21 protein-coding genes are annotated in these 18,122 nt (G+C 72.9%); 18 read left to right on the forward strand and 3 right to left on the reverse strand.

Annotated features, from left to right (window positions below; all coding sequences use genetic code 11):
- The first annotated feature begins 69 nt into the window (after nt 1–69).
- From ribD to ABZ444_RS06210, 10 genes are all read left to right on the forward strand, one after another.
- Nucleotides 70–1,254 carry a bifunctional diaminohydroxyphosphoribosylaminopyrimidine deaminase/5-amino-6-(5-phosphoribosylamino)uracil reductase RibD gene (ribD, locus tag ABZ444_RS06165; RefSeq protein ID WP_357993375.1) on the forward strand — a complete coding sequence of 395 codons (1,185 nt, stop codon included), beginning with the start codon at nt 70–72 and terminating at the stop codon, nt 1,252–1,254.
- The gene (locus ABZ444_RS06170) at nt 1,254–1,844 is read left to right on the forward strand and encodes a riboflavin synthase (RefSeq protein WP_357993378.1); all 591 of its coding nucleotides are present in this window, start codon (nt 1,254–1,256) and stop codon (nt 1,842–1,844) included. The genes ribD and ABZ444_RS06170 overlap by 1 nt, the downstream gene beginning before the upstream one ends.
- The gene (locus tag ABZ444_RS06175; protein ID WP_357967989.1) at nt 1,841–2,485 is read left to right on the forward strand and encodes a nicotinamide mononucleotide transporter family protein; all 645 of its coding nucleotides are present in this window, start codon (nt 1,841–1,843) and stop codon (nt 2,483–2,485) included. The genes ABZ444_RS06170 and ABZ444_RS06175 overlap by 4 nt, the downstream gene beginning before the upstream one ends.
- Complete coding sequence (locus tag ABZ444_RS06180; RefSeq protein ID WP_357993381.1) at nt 2,482–3,723, forward strand: bifunctional 3,4-dihydroxy-2-butanone-4-phosphate synthase/GTP cyclohydrolase II; 1,242 nt, start codon at nt 2,482–2,484, stop codon at nt 3,721–3,723. Before ABZ444_RS06175 ends, ABZ444_RS06180 begins: the two co-directional genes overlap by 4 nt.
- Entirely contained in the window at nt 3,720–4,187 is a 468-nt protein-coding gene (ribH, locus tag ABZ444_RS06185; protein ID WP_357967995.1) for a 6,7-dimethyl-8-ribityllumazine synthase, read from the forward strand. Before ABZ444_RS06180 ends, ribH begins: the two co-directional genes overlap by 4 nt.
- A gap of 19 nt (nt 4,188–4,206) precedes the next feature.
- Nucleotides 4,207–4,665, forward strand: a complete 459-nt coding sequence (locus ABZ444_RS06190; RefSeq protein ID WP_357993384.1) for a PH domain-containing protein — start codon at nt 4,207–4,209, stop codon at nt 4,663–4,665.
- A gap of 96 nt (nt 4,666–4,761) precedes the next feature.
- Entirely contained in the window at nt 4,762–5,628 is an 867-nt protein-coding gene (locus ABZ444_RS06195; RefSeq protein WP_357968000.1) for a MoxR family ATPase, read from the forward strand.
- The gene (locus ABZ444_RS06200; protein ID WP_357993387.1) at nt 5,621–6,694 is read left to right on the forward strand and encodes a VWA domain-containing protein; all 1,074 of its coding nucleotides are present in this window, start codon (nt 5,621–5,623) and stop codon (nt 6,692–6,694) included. Before ABZ444_RS06195 ends, ABZ444_RS06200 begins: the two co-directional genes overlap by 8 nt.
- Nucleotides 6,687–7,778, forward strand: coding sequence for an XdhC/CoxI family protein (locus ABZ444_RS06205; RefSeq protein WP_357993390.1), 1,092 nt, complete (start codon nt 6,687–6,689; stop codon nt 7,776–7,778). The genes ABZ444_RS06200 and ABZ444_RS06205 overlap by 8 nt, the downstream gene beginning before the upstream one ends.
- Nucleotides 7,778–8,329: a nucleotidyltransferase family protein gene (locus tag ABZ444_RS06210; RefSeq protein ID WP_357993948.1), complete on the forward strand. Its 552-nt coding sequence runs from the start codon at nt 7,778–7,780 to the stop codon at nt 8,327–8,329. The genes ABZ444_RS06205 and ABZ444_RS06210 overlap by 1 nt, the downstream gene beginning before the upstream one ends.
- Here ABZ444_RS06210 and ABZ444_RS06215 read toward each other — a convergent pair.
- Nucleotides 8,326–9,213 (reverse strand): endonuclease/exonuclease/phosphatase family protein, encoded by an 888-nt coding sequence (locus ABZ444_RS06215; RefSeq protein ID WP_357993393.1) that lies wholly within the window; start codon nt 9,211–9,213, stop codon nt 8,326–8,328. The two genes, ABZ444_RS06210 and ABZ444_RS06215, sit on opposite strands and share 4 nt — an antisense overlap.
- A 93-nt stretch (nt 9,214–9,306) precedes the next feature.
- On the opposite strand from ABZ444_RS06215, the gene ABZ444_RS06220 reads away from it, so the two are divergent.
- Both ABZ444_RS06220 and ABZ444_RS06225 read left to right on the forward strand, forming a co-directional pair.
- On the forward strand, nt 9,307–10,347 hold the full coding sequence (locus ABZ444_RS06220) for an LLM class F420-dependent oxidoreductase (protein ID WP_357993395.1): 1,041 nt from the start codon (nt 9,307–9,309) through the stop codon (nt 10,345–10,347).
- A 252-nt stretch (nt 10,348–10,599) separates the two neighbouring features.
- Complete coding sequence (locus ABZ444_RS06225) at nt 10,600–11,901, forward strand: dicarboxylate/amino acid:cation symporter (protein ID WP_357993398.1); 1,302 nt, start codon at nt 10,600–10,602, stop codon at nt 11,899–11,901.
- A gap of 43 nt (nt 11,902–11,944) precedes the next feature.
- On the opposite strand, the gene ABZ444_RS06230 is transcribed toward ABZ444_RS06225, so the two are convergent.
- A complete protein-coding gene (locus ABZ444_RS06230) occupies nt 11,945–12,154 on the reverse strand; it encodes a helix-turn-helix transcriptional regulator (RefSeq protein WP_357993401.1) in 210 nt (69 codons plus the stop codon).
- Complete coding sequence (locus ABZ444_RS06235; protein WP_357993404.1) at nt 12,154–12,753, reverse strand: DUF2975 domain-containing protein; 600 nt, start codon at nt 12,751–12,753, stop codon at nt 12,154–12,156. The genes ABZ444_RS06230 and ABZ444_RS06235 overlap by 1 nt, the downstream gene beginning before the upstream one ends.
- Nucleotides 12,754–12,932: 179 nt before the next feature.
- On the opposite strand from ABZ444_RS06235, the gene ABZ444_RS06240 reads away from it, so the two are divergent.
- From ABZ444_RS06240 to ABZ444_RS06265, 6 genes are all read left to right on the forward strand, one after another.
- The gene (locus tag ABZ444_RS06240; RefSeq protein WP_357993407.1) at nt 12,933–14,516 is read left to right on the forward strand and encodes a serine/threonine-protein kinase; all 1,584 of its coding nucleotides are present in this window, start codon (nt 12,933–12,935) and stop codon (nt 14,514–14,516) included.
- Between the two features lie 121 nt (nt 14,517–14,637).
- Nucleotides 14,638–15,726 carry an aminopeptidase P family protein gene (locus ABZ444_RS06245; RefSeq protein ID WP_357993410.1) on the forward strand — a complete coding sequence of 363 codons (1,089 nt, stop codon included), beginning with the start codon at nt 14,638–14,640 and terminating at the stop codon, nt 15,724–15,726.
- A gap of 25 nt (nt 15,727–15,751) precedes the next feature.
- Nucleotides 15,752–16,312, forward strand: a complete 561-nt coding sequence (gene efp, locus ABZ444_RS06250; protein ID WP_352326968.1) for an elongation factor P — start codon at nt 15,752–15,754, stop codon at nt 16,310–16,312.
- A gap of 1 nt (nt 16,313) precedes the next feature.
- Nucleotides 16,314–16,724, forward strand: coding sequence for a transcription antitermination factor NusB (nusB, locus tag ABZ444_RS06255; RefSeq protein ID WP_357968019.1), 411 nt, complete (start codon nt 16,314–16,316; stop codon nt 16,722–16,724).
- 196 nt (nt 16,725–16,920) lie between these two features.
- Nucleotides 16,921–17,280, forward strand: coding sequence for a hypothetical protein (locus tag ABZ444_RS06260; RefSeq protein WP_357993413.1), 360 nt, complete (start codon nt 16,921–16,923; stop codon nt 17,278–17,280).
- 59 nt (nt 17,281–17,339) lie between these two features.
- The gene (locus ABZ444_RS06265; RefSeq protein WP_357993416.1) at nt 17,340–18,095 is read left to right on the forward strand and encodes a methyltransferase domain-containing protein; all 756 of its coding nucleotides are present in this window, start codon (nt 17,340–17,342) and stop codon (nt 18,093–18,095) included.
- Nucleotides 18,096–18,122 lie beyond the last annotated feature (27 nt).

Below are 18,122 nucleotides of genomic sequence, written 5' to 3' on the forward strand. Positions count from 1 at the left end.
CCGTGACGGCACCAGAAAACCCCCCGGGGCCCGCCGTGGCTTGAAGCTACTGGCGAGTAGGAGACCCGGGTGGACATCTCAGCCGCCGACGCCGCGCACATGGCGCGCGCCGTCGAGCTGGCCGCGCGAGGACACGGCGGCACCAGCCCCAACCCCGTCGTCGGCTGCGTCGTGCTGTCGGCCGCCGGGCAGGTCGTCGGCGAGGGCTTCCACGCGTACGCGGGCGGGCCGCACGCCGAGGTCGTGGCGCTGGCGCAGGCGGGCGAACAGGCGCGGGGCGGCACGGCGTACGTGACGCTGGAGCCCTGCGACCACACCGGCCGCACCGGGCCGTGCAGCCGGGCGCTGCTGGCCGCGGGCGTGGCCCGGGTGGTCGTCGCCGTGGCCGACCCCAACCCCAAGGCCGCCGGCGGCGCGGCGCGGCTGCGCGCGGCCGGGGTGAGCGTGACGCGGGGAGTGCTGGCCGAGGCGGCCGAGCGGGTCAACGAGGAATGGCTCACCTACGCCCGGCTCGGCAGGCCGCACGTGACCTGGAAGTTCGCCGCGACCCTCGACGGCAGGTCGGCCGCCGCCGACGGCACCAGCCAGTGGATCACCTCGCCGCAGGCGCGGGCCGACGTGCACCGGCTGCGCGCCGCTTCCGACGCGATCGTGGCCGGGATCGGCACCGTGCTCGCCGACGACCCCCACCTCACCGTCCGCCTGCCCGAGAGCGTCGCGGCGGGCACCGGGGTGAACGCGGCGGAGGGCGACGCGGGGGCGCTGCCGGCCGGCAGCCCGCCGCTGGCCGGCCGGCCCCTGGGCGCCCGCCCGCCGCTGCGGGTCGTCGTGGACACCGAGGGCAGGACGCCGCCCGCGGCCCGCGTCCTCGACGACGAGGCCCCCACGCTGGTCGCCGTCGCCGTCGACGCCGTGACGGGGCTCAAGGCCGGCCTGCTGCGCCTGCCCCGGCACGCGGAGGGCGGCCTCGACCCGCACGCCCTCCTGCGCGAGCTGGCCGCCCGCGAGGTGGTCAGCGTGTTCCTGGAAGGCGGCCCCACCCTCGCCGGCGCGTTCCTGCGGCAGGGCCTCATCGACCGCGTGATCGCCTACCTCGCCCCCGCCCTCCTCGGCGAGGGCAGGGCCGCGCTCGGCCCGGCGGGCGTCGGCACGATCAGCGGCGCCCACCGCCTCACCTTCGACGAGTTTTCCCCCATCGGGCCGGATCTGCGGCTGACCGCGCGGCCCGCTCCGCATCAAGGCAGGGAGAAGTGATGTTCACCGGAATCATCGAGGAGAAGGGCGAAGTCGTCGCCATCGAGCTGGCGGGCGGCGGCGCCCGGCTGTCCGTACGCGGCCCGCTCGTCACCTCCGACGCCGCCCACGGGGACTCGATCGCCGTCAACGGCGTCTGCCTGACGGTCGTCGAGGCCAAGGACGACGTGTTCACCGTCGACGTCATCAGGGAGTCGCTCGACCGCAGCTCGCTCGGCGGCCTCACCGCCGGCTCGGCGGTCAACCTCGAACGGTCCGTACGCGCCGACCAGCGCCTCGGCGGCCACATCGTCCAGGGCCACGTCGACGGCACCGCCCGCCTGCTGTCCCGCGCCCCCGGCGAGAACTGGGACGACCTGCGCTTCTCCCTGCCCGGCCCGCTCAGCCGGTACGTGGCCGAGAAGGGCTCGATCGCCATCGACGGAATCAGCCTGACCGTCACGACGGTTGACGACGAAAGCTTCGGCGTGAGCCTCATCCCGACCACGCTGAAGCTGACCACCATGGGCGACCGCCAGGTGGGCGACGTGGTGAACCTCGAGGTCGACGTGATCGCCAAGTATGTGGAGAGGCTGGTGGGCACCCGATGAGCTGGGTGGACGCATCGATTGACATCTTCGGTCTGCCGGTGAAGTGGACCGACCTGCTGGGCAACGTGTTCGCCCTCGCCACGGTGGCGTTCGCGATGCGCAAGTCCATGTGGACCTGGCCCGTGCAGTTCACCGGCTCGGTGCTGCTGTTCCTCGCCTCGATCAGCGCGCACGTCACCGGCAACGCGCTCAAGCAGGCCCTGTTCGCCGTGCTGGCCGTCTACGGGTGGTGGAAGTGGCGGCAGGGCACCCAGGAGCACGCCCTGTCCGTCCGGCCCGCCACGGGCGGCGAGCGGTGGCGGATGCTGGCGGCGCTCGCGGTGGGCACCGCGGTGGTGACCGTCCTGTTCAAGGCGTTCGACCTGTCGTGGTACCCGGGCGCGCCGGTGGCCGTCGTGGCCTCCGACGCCTACATCTTCGTCGGCGGCGCGGTCGCCACCTGGGCGCAGGGCCGCGCGCTGGTCGACTTCTGGATCGTCTGGGTGCTGGTCGACCTGGTGGGCGTGCCGGTGGCGTTCAACTCCGGCCTCTACGTCTCCGGCGCCGTCTACGCCGTGTTCTTCGTCATGGTCCTCACGGGCTTCGCCAAGTGGCTGCGCGAGTACCGCGCCGCCCGTCCGGAACTGGTGGCAGCGGCATGAGCGAGTTCAAGCTCGACCCGATCGAGCGGGCCATCGAGGACATCCGCAACGGCCGTCCCGTCGTGGTCGTGGACGACGAGAACCGCGAGAACGAGGGCGACCTGATCTTCGCCGCCCAGAAGGCCACGCCGGAGCTGTGCACGTTCCTGATCCGGCACACCAGCGGCATGATCTGCGTGGCCATGGACGGCAAGGAGCTCGACCGGCTTGGGCTGCCGCTCATGGTGGCCCAGAACCGCGAACGCCTGCGCACCGCGTACACGGTCACCGTGGACGCCCGTGACGGCGTCACCACCGGCATCTCCGCCGCCGACCGCGCGAGGACCATCCGCACCCTCGCCGACTCGGCCACCGAGCCCAACGAGCTGGTCCGGCCCGGCCACGTCTTCCCGCTGCGCTACCGCGAGGGCGGCGTGCTGGCCCGGCGCGGCCACACCGAGGCGGCCGTCGACCTGGCCAGGCTCGCCGGGCTGTCGCCGGCCGGGGCGCTGGCCGAGGTGGTCAACGACGACGGCACCATGGCCAGGCTGCCCCAGCTGCGCCGCTTCGCCGACGAGCACGACCTGGCGCTGGTCTCCATCGAGCAGCTCGTCGACCACCGCCGCCGCGCCGAGAGCATGGTCACCAGGGTCGCCGAGACCCGGCTGCCCAACGCGTACGGCATGTGGCGGGCCTACGGCTACGCCAGCGCCCTCGACGGCGGCGAGCACGTCGCGCTGGTCTACGGAGACCTCGGCGGCGGCGACAACATCCTGGTCAGGGCCCATTCCGAGTGCCTGACCGGCGACGTGTTCGGCTCGCTGCGCTGCGACTGCGGCGTGCAGCTCGACCACGCCATGGGCGCCATCGCGCAGGAGGGCCGCGGCGTCGTCGTCTACCTGCGCGGCCACGAGGGCCGGGGCATCGGCCTGCTGGCCAAGCTCAAGGCCTACAGCCTCCAGGACAACGGCAGCGACACCGTCGACGCCAACGTCGAGCTGGGGCTGCCGGTGGACGCCCGCGAGTTCTCCAACGCCGGGCAGATCCTGGCCGACCTCGGCGTGCGCTCGGTGCGGCTGCTCACCAACAACCCGGCCAAGCTCAAGGGCATGGACGGCTACGGCATCAAGGTGCTCGGCCGCGAGCCCATGCCCGTGGCCCTGAACCCGCACAACGAGCGTTACCTGGAGGCCAAGCGCGAGCGGCTCGGCCATGACATCGCGGCGGGCGTCCCGCACGACATCTCGGAGGCATCATGAGTGGCGAAGGCCGTCCCGGCGTGGCCGTGGTGGACGCGGCGGGCCTGGTCGTGGGCGTGGTGGCGGCCAGCTGGCACGCCAAGATCACCGACCAGCTCGTGGCGCGGGCCGTGCAGGCGTGCGACGACAGCGGCGCCACCGCGACCGTGGTCCGCGTGGCCGGCTCGCTGGAGATCCCCGTCGTGGCCCAGGCCCTGGCCCGGCGTTGTGACGCGGTGGTCGCCCTCGGCGCGGTCATCAAGGGCGAGACCGCCCATTTCGACTACGTCTGCGACTCGGTCACCAGCGGCCTGACCCGCGTCTCGCTCGACGAGGAGACGCCCGTCGGCAACGGCGTGCTCACCTGCGAGACGATGGACCAGGCGCTCGACCGCTCCGGGCTGCCCGGCAGCAAGGAGGACAAGGGCTACGAGTCGGCCCTGGCCGCCCTGGAGACCGCCCTCCTCCTGAGGGACCTCCACTGACCTGCGGTAGGTTTCCCTCGTGCCCGAGCCCGTGACCCCGCCGCCCCTGCCCGTGACCTGGCGTCCCCGCCGGGGCCGGATCGTGCCCTACGCCTTCGCCCTGGTGGTGGTGGCGGGGGCGGTTGTCATGGCGGTCTTCATCGCCGACCCGTTCAAGCTGCCCGACCGGGTGGCGATCGTGGGCTTCGGCCTGGCGGTGGCGTACGTGCTCCACCTGCTGGGCCGGGTCCGGGTGGAGGCCGACGACAAGGGCCTGACCGTCGTCAACGCCCTGCGCATCCACCGCTACACCTGGCCCGAGGTCATCGACGTGACCCTCCTGGTGGGCGACCCGTGGCCGAAGATCGACTTCTCCGACGGCCGGACGATCGGCGCCATGGGCATCCAGGGCTCGGAGAAGGCCCGCGCCCGCCGGGCCACGGCCGAGCTGGCCGCGCTGATCCGCGAGCGCGGCGAGGCGTCCGAGTCCGGCGACTGAACCGGGCGACTGAAACCCGTTGCGAGGGCGAGCCGATATCGCCGGAGCGGGGTTGCGACGTAGCCTGAAGCCGTGCTGCGGCGGACAATCAGGGCAATGGACATCGAGTCGCCGGACAAGCTCATCGAGCTGCTCGACCGGCACGACTACCTGGCCGACCGGGGGCTGGCCACGGCCGCCTTCCTGGCGCTGCGGATGGGGCGGCCGCTGTTCCTGGAGGGGGAGGCGGGCGTCGGCAAGACCGAGCTGGCCAAGACCCTCGGGACGCTGCTCAAGGCCCCGCTGATCCGGCTGCAGTGCTACGAGGGCCTCGACGCGTCCCAGGCGCTGTACGACTGGGACTTCGCCCGCCAGCTCCTCCACCTCAAGGCCGCCGAGGCCGCCGGGATCACCGACGCCGCCCGGCTGGAGGGGGAGATCTACGACCGCCGCTTCCTGATCGCCCGTCCCCTGCTGAAGGCCGTGGAGACCCAGCCGAGCGTGCTGCTGGTGGACGAGATCGACCGGGCCGACGACGAGTTCGAGGCGTTCCTGCTCGAAGTGCTCTCCGACTTCACCGTCTCCATCCCCGAGCTGGGCACGATCAGGGCCGCGACGCCGCCGGTCGTCGTGGTGACCTCCAACCGCACCCGCGAGGTGCACGACGCGCTCAAGCGGCGCTGCCTCTACCACTGGCTGGAGCACCCGAGCTTCGACCGCGAGGTCGCGATCCTGCTGCGCCGCCTGCCCGGCTGCACCGAGGAGCTGGCTCTGCAGGTGGCGCGGGCGGCCGAGCGGCTGCGGCGGGCCGACCTGGTCAAGCCGCCGGGCGTGGCCGAGACGCTCGACTGGACCGAGGCGCTGCTCACGCTCGGGGCCAGGGAGCTCGACCCCGACCTGGCCGCGGCCACCCTGGGCGCCGCGCTGAAGTACCGCGAGGACGTCGCCGCCGTCCTGGCCGACGGGCTGCTGTCCGGTGGATGAGCTGGTCCGGACCGTGACGGGCTTCGTCAGGACGTTGCGCGCGGCGGGCGTGGACGCCGACCACGAGCGCACGCGGAGCCTGCTGCAGGCCCTCGGCCACCTCGACGCCGGAGACCGGGAGGCGTTCTACTGGGCCGGCCGGCTCACCCTGTGCGCCACGCCCGACGACCTGCCCCGCTACGACCGCTGCTTCGCCGCCTACTTCGGCGGGCGGCGGGCGGCGGTGGCCCGTACCGGGACGACCAGCGTCACCCGGCACCTGGCGGCCGGCGACGGCGACGAGGCAGGGGCGGGCGAGGACGCCGCAGCCCCGGCCACGGCCAGCCGCGCCGAGGTGCTGCGGCACCGGGACGTCGCCCGGCTCACCGAGGCAGAACGGGCCGAGGTGCACCGCATGCTGGCCCTGCTCGGCCGTGGCCGGGCCGCGCGCCGCTCACGCCGTTTCGAGCGGGCCCACCGGGGCAGGCTGGACCAGCGTCGCACCGTGCGTGAGGCGCTGCGCAACGGCGAGGTGGCCCGGCTCCGCCGCCGCCGGCACACGACCAGGCCCCGGCAGGTGGTGCTGTTCGTGGACGTCAGCGGGTCGATGGCCCCCTACGCCGAGACCCTGCTGCGCTTCGCCCACGCGCTGGTCAGGAGCGAGCCGCGGGCCACGAGGGTCTACTCGGTCGGCACCCGGCTCACCGAGGTCACCGCGGAGCTGCGCCACCGCGACCCGGGTACGGCGCTGAACGCGGCGTCCGCGGCCATCCCCGACTGGAGCGGCGGGACCCGGCTCGGAGAGGAGTTCAAGGAGTACCTGATCCGTCACAGCGCCCGGGGGGCGATCGTGGTCATCGCCTCCGACGGCTGGGAACGCGGTGACCCCGCGCTCCTGGGCGCCCAGCTCGCCAGGCTGGCCCGGCAGGCGTACCGGCTCATCTGGGTCAATCCGCACAAGGGACATGCGGACTACCAGCCGCTGACCGGAGGCATGCGGGCCGCCCTGCCGCATCTGGACGATCTGGTGGCCGGGCACAGCCTGGCCGCCTACGAGGAACTCAGCGAAAGGCTCGCCCATGCGTGACGTGCTCCCGGAGATCATGCGGTGGTGGAGGTCGGGGCTCAGGTTCGGGCTGGCGACCGTGGTGAGCACGTTCAGCAGCGCGCCACGCCCGCCGGGCGCGGCGATGGCGGTGCGCGGCGACGAGGTGGTGGGCAGCGTCTCGGGCGGGTGCGTCGAGGGGGCGGTCTTCGAGCTGGCCTCCGAGGCCGACACACCCGTCCTGCAGCGGTACGGCGTCAGCGACGACGACGCCTTCGCCGTCGGGCTGACCTGCGGCGGCATCATCGACATCCTGGTCGAGCCGGTCTCCATCGAGACCTTCCCCGAGCTGGGCGAGATCTTCGCCGCGGTCGAGGCGCACCAGCCGGTCGCGGTCGCCACCATCGTCGCCGGCCCCGGCCCGATCGGCGCCCGCCGGATCGTCTGGCCCGGCCGCTCCTCGGGCACCCTGGGCCTCGACCGCCTCGACGAGGCCGTGGACGACGACGCCCGCGGCATGCTCGCCCAGGGCCTGACCGGCATCAGGCACTACGGCGGGCACGGCGAGCGGCGGCTGGACGACCTGTCGGTGTTCGTCCAGTCGTTCGCGCCGCCGCCGCGCATGCTGGTCTTCGGCGCGATCGACTTCGCCGCGGCCGTCGCCAAGGTGGGCAAGTTCCTCGGCTACCACGTCACCGTCTGCGACGCCCGGCCGGTCTTCGCCACCCCCAAGCGGTTCCCCGAGGCCGACGAGGTGGTGGTCAAGTGGCCGCACGACTACCTGGCCTCGGTGCAGGTGGACGAGCGCACGGTGATCTGCGTGCTGACCCACGACCCCAAGTTCGACGTGCCGCTGCTGGAGGTGGCCCTGCGGACCGGGGCGGGCTACATCGGGGCCATGGGCTCGCGCCGTACGCACGAGGACCGGCTGGCCCGCCTGCGCGAGTCGGGGCTCACCGAGGCCGAGCTGGCCCGGCTGAGATCGCCCATCGGCCTCGACCTCGGCGCCCGCACACCGGAGGAGACGGCCGTGTCGATCGCCGCCGAGCTGATCCAGCTGCGGTGGGGTGGCTCGGGCCGGCCCCTGTCGCAGACCGGCGGGCGCATCCACGGGGAGCCGGCGTGATCGCCGGGCTGCTGCTCGCCGCGGGGGAGGGCGCCCGGCTGGGCACGCCCAAGGCGCTCGTGGAGTTCGGCGGCGAACGGCTGGTCGACCGCGGGGTGCGTCTGCTGGCGGAGGGCGGCTGCCATCCGGTGGTGGTCGTGCTGGGCGCGGCGACCGTACAGGTGCGCGGGGCGGTCAGCGTGCGCAACCCGGACTGGCACACCGGCATGGGGTCCTCGCTGCGCGCCGGGCTGGCCGCGCTGCCGCCGGAGGCGACGGCCGTGGTGGTCGCGCTGGTGGACCAGCCCCTCGTCCGGGCGGGCGCGGTGCGGGCGCTGGCCGGCTCGGGGGCCGGGCTGGCGGTGGCCACGTACGGCGGGCGGCGGGCGAACCCGGTGCTGATCGCGCGCGAGCACTTCGCCGGGGTGGCGGAGCTGGCGGTGGGCGACGTGGGGGCGCGGGCGTTCATGAAGGCGCATCCCGGGCTGGTCACCGAGGTCGCCTGCGACGAGCACGGCGACCCGGCCGACATCGACACGCCGCAGGACCTGGAGCTGCTGGAAGGCCGCTAGAAACGCAGCGAGGCGATCGCCGCGCGGTGGTCGCTGCCGGTCGCCGGGGCCACCCCCGCCCTGGTCGCCGTCATGCCCCTGAACAGGATGTGGTCGGGCCGGGTGATCGGGAACTCGGCCGGCCAGGTGAACCCGAACCCGTCGCCGGCCACGCTCTGGGCGTCGGTCAGCGGCGGGGTCAGCCCGCGCATGCCGCGGTCGGTGGTGGCGGTGTTGAGGTCGCCGAGCAGCAGGACGCGCTTGCTGGGGTCGGCGTCGACGAGCCGGCGGGCGTGGGCCAGGGAGGCGTCGCGGGAGGCGGTGTGGCCGGGCCTGGCCGAGGCCAGGTGCATGACGTAGACGGTGACCTTGCCCTTGGGGGTGCTCACCACCGCGCGCAGCGCCCGCGGCCAGCCCATGCCGACGTCGAGCGGGCGGGTCTCGCTGATCGGGTAGCGGCTCCACAGGCCGACCGTGCTGACCGGGTAGTGGTAGCGGAACATCTTGTTGAGCTGCTTGGCCGCGGGCCCGCCGGGGGTCAGCTCCTGGGCGGCCAGCAGGTCGAGCTCTTCGGCGATGGCCTTGACCGCCTCGCCGGACGCGCTGTTGCGCACGCCCACGTTGACCGTGCCCACGGCCAGGTCGCTGGGGCCGCCGGGCGGCGCGGCCAGCAGCGTGGAGCCGAACATCGCCGCCCACACCAGGCCGGGCGCCAGCGCCGCGAGCGCGGCCGCCCTGGACCGCGCCAGCAGGGCGAGGAGCAGCAGCAGCGGCACCGCCACCCCCATCCAGGGGAGCAGGCTCTCCAGGACGGGCGTGAACCCGCCGAGCGACGGGATCAGCGAATGACCCGCCAGGGCCAGGGCGACCACTGCGGAGGCGATGACGACGACCCGGCTCAGCACCCGAACCAGGCTAGTGCTTCGCCGTGCGACACGCCGACACGCTAACCTGTTGACGTCGCAACGGAACAACATTCGGTTCATCGGGAGCCCGGCATGCGCATCGGTATGGCACTCAACTACTCGGGCGGTTTCAAGGAGACGGTCACCGAGCTGGCCGACTACGAGAAGGCGGGCCTCGACATCGTCTTCGTCGCCGAGGCGTACAGCTTCGACGCCGTCAGCCAGATGGGCTACATCGCGGCCAAGACCGAGCGGGTGCAGATCGCCTCGGGCATCCTGCCGATCTACTCCCGCACGCCGACGTTGCTGGCCATGACCGCCGCGGGCATGGACTTCGTCTCCGACGGGCGCTTCACGCTGGGCATCGGGACGTCGGGGCCGCAGGTCATCGAGGGCTTCCACGGGGTGCCGTACACCGCGCCGATCGGGCGTACCAGGGAGGTCATCGAGATCTGCCGCAAGGTGTGGCGGCGCGAGCGGCTGGAGCACGCGGGCCGCAACTACCAGGTGCCGCTGCCCGCCGGGGAGGGCACCGGCCTGGGCAAGCCGCTGAAGATCATCAACCACCCGGTGCGCCCGCGCATCCCGATCGTGGTCGCCGCCATCGGCCCCAAGAACGTGGAGATGACCGCCGAGCTGGCCGAGGGCTGGGAGCCGATCTTCTACTACCCGGAGAAGGCCGCCGACGTGTGGGGCCCCTCGCTGGCCGCCGGCCGGGCGAAGCGCGACCCCGAGCTGGGCGAGCTCGACGTGATCGCCCAGGCGGCGCTGGCCATCGGCGACGACGTGGCCGGGCTGCGCGAGTTCGGCCGGGCGATGGCGGCCCTGTACATCGGCGGCATGGGCGCCAAGGGCAAGAACTTCTACAACGACCTGGCCCGGCGCTACGGCTACGAGAAGGAGGCCGAGCAGATCCAGGACCTCTACCTGGAGGGCAAGAAGGACGAGGCCGCCGCGCTGGTGCCCGCCGAGCTGCTGGAGAACATGTCGCTGATCGGCAGCGAGGGCTTCGTCCGCGACCGGATCGCGGCGCTGAAGGAGTCGGGGGTGACGACGCTCAACGTCGCGCCGCTCGGCCGTACCCACGAGGAGCGCGTCCGCCTGCTGGAGAAGGTCAAGGAGCTGGCCGCCTGATCGGACGGGCTCCGGAAGGGGTGTGACGCACGTCACAATGTCGAGCGGGAATATGCCCCGTTTCGCATGGTGTTGTACGTCCTCGTGAGGTTCTCTGTGGTCATCGTGCGGCTCGTCGAGCGTCTGCACGTGGATCTGTGCCGTCTGCACGGATCCCTCTGTCGCTGATCGGCGCGTCCCCCAGACTCCCCCCTTCCTCACTCGCATGCCTCCCTTCGCTGTGGCGTGCCCGACTTCCGGAGCCTTCCTTCCGTGAAGAGATTCACCTTCTCCCTTCAGCTGCTGCTCGGCCTCGTGGCCGGCGTCGCCCTGGGGTTCGTCGCCAAGATCTGGGACGTGGCCTGGCTGGCCGAGACGCTGACCCAGGTCGGCAAGCTCTTCGTCCAGCTCCTCAAGCTGGCCGTGCCGCCGCTGGTGTTCACCGCCGTCCTGGTCAGCGTGGCCAACCTGCGCAACGTCAACGGCGCCGCCCGCCTGGCCTCCAAGACCCTGCTGTGGTTCCTGATCACCGCGTTCGTCTCGGTGGCCTTCGCCATCGCGCTCGGCCTGATCATCAACCCGGGCCAGGGCGTCACCCTCGACACCGGCGCGGCCAAGGCCGTCGACACCGAGGGCGCCGGCACCTGGCTCGACTTCGTCACCGGCATCCTGCCCACCAACATCGTCACGGCCTTCACCGAGGTGAACGTCCTCCAGATCGTCTTCCTGGGTGTCGTCCTCGGCGCGGCGGCCCTGGCGGTGGGCGAGAAGGCCGAGCCGTTCCTCAACCTCAGCCGTTCGGTGCTCGAACTGGTGCAGAAGGCCCTGTGGTGGGTCATCCGCCTGGCCCCGATCGGCACCGCCGGCCTCATCGGCAAGGCCGTCTCCACCTACGGCTGGGACCTGCTGGCCCCGCTGGCCAAGTTCAGCGTCGGCGTGTACGTCGGCTGCTTCATCGTCCTGCTGGCCGTCTACCCGACGCTGCTCGCGGTCTGGGGCAAGGTCAACCCGATCACGTTCTTCCGCAACGCCTGGCCCGCCATCGAGCTGGCCTTCGTCTCCCGTTCCTCGGTCGGCACGCTGCCCCTGACCCAGCGCGTCACCGTCGAGCGCAACGGCGTGGACCGTGACTACGCCTCCTTCGCGGTGCCCTTCGGCGCCACCACCAAGATGGACGGCTGCGCCTCGGTCTACCCGGCGCTCGCCGCGATCTTCGTGGCCCAGGTGTTCGGCGTGCACCTCGGGGTGGGGGACTACCTGCTGATCGCGTTCGTCTCGGTCGTCGGCTCGGCCGCCACCGCCGGTCTGACCGGCGCGATCGTCATGCTGACGCTCACGCTGAGCACGCTGGGCCTGCCGCTCGAAGGCGTCGGCCTGCTGCTGGCGATCGACCCGATCCTCGACATGATCCGCACCGCGACCAACGTGGCCGGCCAGATGGTCGTCCCGGTCCTGGTGGCCCGCTCGGAGGGCCGCCTGGACGAGGCGGTCTTCAACGCGCCGCCGCAGCCGCTCGACGACGCCCCGGCCGCGGCCGCCCGCACGCCGCGCGCGCCGGAGCCCGCGACGGCCTGACCGGAATTCCGCTGAGGGCGGGTGGCCGTACGGCCACCCGCCCTCAGTCGTAGGTGAGCAGATCGCCGGGCTGACAGCCCAGGGCCTCGCACAGCCTGGTCAGCGTGGAGAAGCGGATCGCCTTGGCGTGGCCGTTCTTGAGTATCGACAGGTTCACCACGGTGATCTCGACCTTGTGCGACAGCTCGGTGAGCGTCATGCCGCGCTGGGCGAGCAGTTCGTCCAGGCGTACCCGGATGGTGCCTTCGGGCATCAGATCGTGGCCTCGACCTCGTCGAGCAGCGCCACGCCCCGGCGGACGATCTCCGAGACCCCGAGCGCGCACAGGCCCGCCACGAGGCCCGCGAGCGGCACGCCCGGCGCCGGGACGAACGCCGGACCGGTCGTCAGCAGCATGCCGGACAGTATGGCCTGCGCCGCCGTGCCGAGCCCGGCCGACACGAGCGAACCGGCGATCAGGATCCAGCCCAGCCGCCGCAGGTGCCCGGCCGTCACCGCGGAGAACAGCGCCCGGTCGCCCGACCGCGCCCTGCGCAGCGCGCGGACCACGGTGTACAGCGCGAGCAGTCCGGTCGCCGTGGGCGGCGCCCACAGCAGGAGGTAGAGCAGCGCCGCCGCGGGCGAGGGCCCCACGGGACGGAGGGTCACGTCGGCCGCGGCGCTGACGATCTCCACCCCAGGGACGGGGGTCACGGGCGGCGTCACGCCGGAGACGTGCAGCGGGACGCCGATGCCGTTGGCCGTGCCGAACACGGCGATCAGGACGGTTGCGCCCAGGGCGGTGAGCGCGCCGACGCAGCCGAGGACGAGACCGATGCTCAACACGACCTCGAGCCGGTTGATCCATTTCATGGACATAACGATAATCGTAAATAACGAATTTCGTTATGTCGAGGGACGGCAGACGCTGTGCGACGGCGGGTGCGAAGTGTGGATCATGGGGCGGGGAGGGGCTGGAGGGCCCTATGGTGGGTCGGAAATAGCCCACTTTTCGAGTTTTTGGCGGGGATATGTCCGACGCTACGCCTTCGATGGTCGCCGACCGGTACCGGCTTGACGAGCTCATCGGCAGCGGTCCGATGGGTGAGGTGTGGCGGGCCTACGACACCCGCGCCGACTGGGTCGTGGCCGTGAAGATCCTGGGCGCCGGCGCGGCCGGCGAGGCCGCCAGGGAGGCGCTGAAGCAGCACGCCCAGGCGGTGGCCAGGGTGATCCACCCCAACGTGGCCATGGTCCTCGACGTGGGCGACCAGGAGGGCGCCCCCTTCCTGGTGACCGAGTTCCTCACCGGGACCAGCGTGGGGGAGGACCTGGCGGCCGAGGGTCCCATGCCGATCGTCGAGGTGTGCGACCTGGTCGGCCAGGCGGCCGCGGGGCTGGACGCCGCGCACCGCGCCGGGGTGTTCCACGGGCAGATCGACTCAGGCAGCTTCCGGCGGGCGGCCAGCGGCGTGCTGAAGGTCGTCGGGTTCGGGCTGCCGGACGAGGAGCCGTCCCAGGCCGAACGCCGTTACCTCGCCCCTGAGCGGGCCTCCGGCCGTCCCGCCACGGCCGCCGCCGACCTGTACGCCCTCGGTGCCGTCTGCTACGAGCTCCTCTGCGGCCGCCCGCCCGCTGCCACCCCTGACATTCCGGTAACCGGCATGCGCGCCACCCCGCCGCCCTCCGCCGCGTCCCCCGGCGCGTCCCCCGAAGTCGGGGCCCCGGGAGCCGAGGCCGCCGGTGGTGCGGGTGCCGGGAGTGCCGGGCAGGGGGTCGTCCCGCCCAGCGCGATCCGGCCCGAGATCCCCGCCGAGCTGGACCGGCTCGTCCTCGCGATGCTCGCGCCCGACCCCGCCAGGCGGCCCTCGGGCGGCGAGCCCGTCCGCCGGGCCCTGGCCGCCATCGCCCGGCCCGGCGCGGCTCCAGGAGCGGCCCCCACGGCCCCGAACCCCGCCGCCGCGAACCCCGCCGGAGCCCCGGCGGGCCGGCCGGGCGACACCCGGGTCTACGACTTCAACGGCGTCCCGCGAGCCGGCGACACCGCCGTCTACGAGTCGGCCGAGCTGGATTCGGCGCCGCCGCGTACCGGCAACAAGCTGCTGATCCAGATGGGGATCGCCGTCGCGGTCATCGCGGTGGTGACCGTCGCCATGGTGTTGTGGGCCGGCTCCCGCAAGGAGACCCCGGTGGCCGAGCCGAGCGCCGGCACGCCGCCCACGCCCGTCCTGTCCCCGGACGCCACGTCGACCGCCGGCCCGACCCCCGGACTCACCGAAGCCGGCCCCACCGACCTCACCCCGGGCGACACCCCCACCGGCCTGGTCCAGACCGTCGGCCCCAAGGTGACCCTGGGCCGCGGGCAGACCCCGGCGGGCGGCTGGGACCACTGGCTGGTGAAGTTCGACGAGGCGGTGACGGCCCAGGAGGACATCGGCGACATCAACCCCCGCGTCGCCGAGAAGGTCCACGACAAGCTCAGGAAGGTCGCCAAGAAGCTCCAGGACGGCCATTTCGAGCCCGCCCGCGGCCAGATCGCCGGCGTCTACCAGGACCTGCGCAACGCCCAGGCGAAGGGCGACGTCCCCCTGTCGGGCCCGCTCGCCTCCTTCCTGAACGACTTCGCCCTCTCCTGACCGGCGCGGTGGAGGGGGGCGCGTACTCTCCCCCTCGTGACCCGGATGGGGGAGGGAGGCGGGCACTTTCCCCACCCTGACCGGGGGTGGGGGAGGGGCGGGGCGCGCGTACATTGGCGGGATGACCATCGACCACGCGGCGCGCCGGGCGCGCCTGGCCGCCGCGCTGCCCGCCCACGAGGTCCCCGCGCTGCTCGTCACCTCCCCCGTCAACGTCCGCTACCTCACCGGGCTGGTCAGCTCGAACGCGGCCGTCCTGGTCAGGGCGGACGGCTCGGCGCTGCTGGCGACCGACAACCGCTACATCGACAAGACCCGCGCCCTCGACGTGCCCGCGGTCGAGGCGTCCGACGTGGCCGCCCGGCTGGCCGCGCCGGGCGTGGGCATCGAGGCCGCCGCCATGACCGTGGCGACCTTCCGCCGCCTGGAGTCGGGCCTGGGCGAGGGCGGCGAGGGCGGCAAGGGCGGCAAGGGTCAGGGCGGGGGCCTGGTGCCGCTCGGCCCGGTGGTCGAGGAGCTGCGCGCGGTCAAGGACGAGGCGGAGCTGGAGCTCATCCGCACCGCCTGCGCCCTGACCGACCAGGCCTTCGCCGACGTGCTCCCGCTGATCGCGCCGGGCCTCACCGAACGCGCCCTGGCCCGCCTCCTGGACAACCGCATGACCGAGCTGGGCGCCGACAAGCCGGCGTTCGACACGATCGTCGCCGCCGGTGAGAACGGCGCGATCCCGCACCACGCCCCCACCGACCGCGAACTGCGCGCCGGCGACCTGGTCACGATGGACTTCGGCGCCCGCTACCACGGCTACCACGCCGACATGACCAGGACGGTCTGCCTGGGCGCGCCCGCCGCGTGGCAGCGCGACCTGTACGACCTGGTCAGGCGCGCCCAGCGGGCCGGCCGGCACGCCCTGACCCCGGGGGCCGCGGCCAAGGACGTCGACGCCGCCGCCCGCGGCCTGATCGAGGCGGCGGGCCACGGCGAGCACTTCCGGCACGGCCTGGGCCACGGCGTCGGCCTGGAGATCCACGAGGACCCGTTCCTGGGCCCCTCCAGGACCGGTAGACTAGAGGATCGAGTTCCGATCACCGTCGAGCCTGGGATCTACCTCCCCGAGCGGGGCGGGGTTCGCATCGAGGACACCCTCGTGACCCGTGAGGGCGGGCCGGAACTTTTCACCAAGACCACCAAGGAGCTGCTCGTCCTTTAGAGCGGCCACACGCGGGAGAGAACGAGTGGCGACGACCAACGACCTCAAGAACGGCATGGTGCTGAAGCTCGAGGGCGGTGAGCTCTGGAGCGTTGTCGAGTTCCAGCACGTCAAGCCGGGCAAGGGCGGCGCGTTCGTGCGTACCAAGCTCAAGAACGTCCTCTCCGGCAAGGTGGTCGACAAGACCTTCAACGCCGGCGTGAAGGTCGACGTGGCCAACGTCGACAAGCGCGAGATGCAGTACTCCTACAAGGACGGCGACGACTTCGTCTTCATGGACACCGAGACCTACGACATGGTCAACGTGCCCGCCCGCACCGTCGGCACCGCCGCCAACTACATGCTGGAGAACACCCTCGCCACGATCGCCTTCAACGAGGGCTCGGCGCTCTACGTCGACCTGCCCGCCGCCGTCGAGCTGCTGATCTCCAACACCGAGCCCGGTCTGCAGGGCGACCGCTCCACCGGCGGCACCAAGCCCGCCACCCTGGAGACCGGCGCCGAGATCAAGGTGCCGCTGTTCATCACCACCGGCGAGAAGGTCAAGGTCGACACCCGCAGCGGCGAATACCTCGGCCGGGCCTGAGGTGTCTGCACGCGGCAAAGCACGCAGGCGCGCCCTTGACATCCTCTTCGAGGCCGAGCTGCGCTCGGAGGATCCGCTGAGGATCCTCGCCGAGCGCGTCGAGCGGCAGGAGCCGCCGGTCAACGAGTACACCTCGACCATCGTCGAGGGCGTCGCCCGCCACCATGCCCGTATCGACGAGTTGATCACCACCTACTCCGAGGGCTGGACGCTCGACCGCATGCCCGCGGTCGACCGCAACCTGCTGCGCGGCGGCACGTACGAGCTGCTGTGGATGCCCGACGTGCCCGAGGGCGTGGTCATCAGCGAGTGGGTGCACCTGGCGGGCGAGCTTTCGACCGACGAGTCGCCGCAGTTCATCAACGGCCTGCTGGCCCGGTTCAAGCAACTCAAGCCAAGCCTCACCCTTTAGACAAAGGCCGCGAAGGCCGTTTCGGGGTACGTTCCACTCACACGGTCCGTACGACTCGCGAAGAGGCGACGGAAGGCGCGCCGGCGCGCGGCCTTCCGGTGCGGCCCCGGCCTGTTCCGCGGGGGCCGTGAGCCGGTCCGGGGAAGTGGCGCGTCACCAGCCGCGACGCGCCCTTTTCCGGCCGTCGGGCCCCTGTGTGAGCATCGACCCCATCGAGGTGCGCGCCCTCGCCCTGGCGCTGCCCGAGACCGCCGAGAAAGCCATGTACGGCCCGCCCGCCTTCTACCCGCGCGGCAGATGGTTCGCCCGGATCACGCGGGAGGGCGGCGTGCACGCCGTGCCGGTGGGCGGCGAGGAGCTCAAGCGCGAGCTGATCGCCGCCGTCCCCGGCACGTTCTTCTCCGCACCCCACTACGACGGGCACGCCGTGGTGCTGGTGCGCCTGGCGGCCGGCCGAGCTGCTGACCGACGCCTGGCGGCTGCGGGCGCCGAAGAGGGTGGCGGCGGCCTGCGACGGTCAGGGTCCGGCCTGCGGGCGACGGCGCGTACGGCGTAGGCTGGGCCCGTCCGCACAGGGCGAGGGCCGCCCGCGGAGGAGAGAGAGGCGAGCCGACGTTGCGAGCAGAAGGCGTCACCACGAAGACCCCGGCGGTGCGCACCGCCGTCGTGTGGGGCGCGTTGCGATCGGTGCTGGCCGAGCGTGCCGAGGCCGTCGGCCGTGACGCGCTCGACATCGTCGACGCCGGCGGGGGCACCGGCGGGTTCGCCGTGCCGCTGGCCGAGCTCGGCCACACCGTCACCGTCGTCGACCCCAGCCCCGACTCGCTGGCCGCGCTGGAGCGCCGGGCCAAGGAGAAGGGCGTGGGCGTGCGCGGCCTGCAGGGCGACACCGCCGACCTCGGCGACCTGCTCGACCACGACAGCGCCGACCTGGTCCTGTGCCACAGCGTCCTGGAGTACGTCGACGACCCCACCGGCGCGCTGGCCGCCGTCGCCGGGCTGCTGCGCCCGGGTGGCGCCGTCAGCGTGCTGGCCGCCAACCCCGTGGCCAGCGCGATCCACCGGGCGCTGGCCGGGCAGTTCGACGAGGCCAGGGCCGTGCTGGCCGACCCGCGCGGCACGTGGGGCGACCGCGACCCCACGCCGCGGCGTTTCACCGCCGAGATCCTGGCGCAGCTGCTGACCGCCACGGGCTTCACCGTCGGCGCGGTCCACGGCGTGCGGGTCTTCGCCGACCTGGTGCCCAGCCGGCTCGTCGACGGCGAGCCCGGCGCGGCCGACGCGCTCGCGGCGCTGGAGCAGGCCGCCGCCGTCCACCCCGTGCTGCGGGACATCGCCACCCAGGTGCACGTCCTCGGCCACCGCCCCTAGTCTGGAACGTCTGTTCGGATAGACTCG

The sequence above is a fragment of the Nonomuraea sp. NPDC005730 genome, assembly GCF_040630865.1.
In the GTDB taxonomy this organism is placed as follows: domain Bacteria; phylum Actinomycetota; class Actinomycetes; order Streptosporangiales; family Streptosporangiaceae; genus Nonomuraea.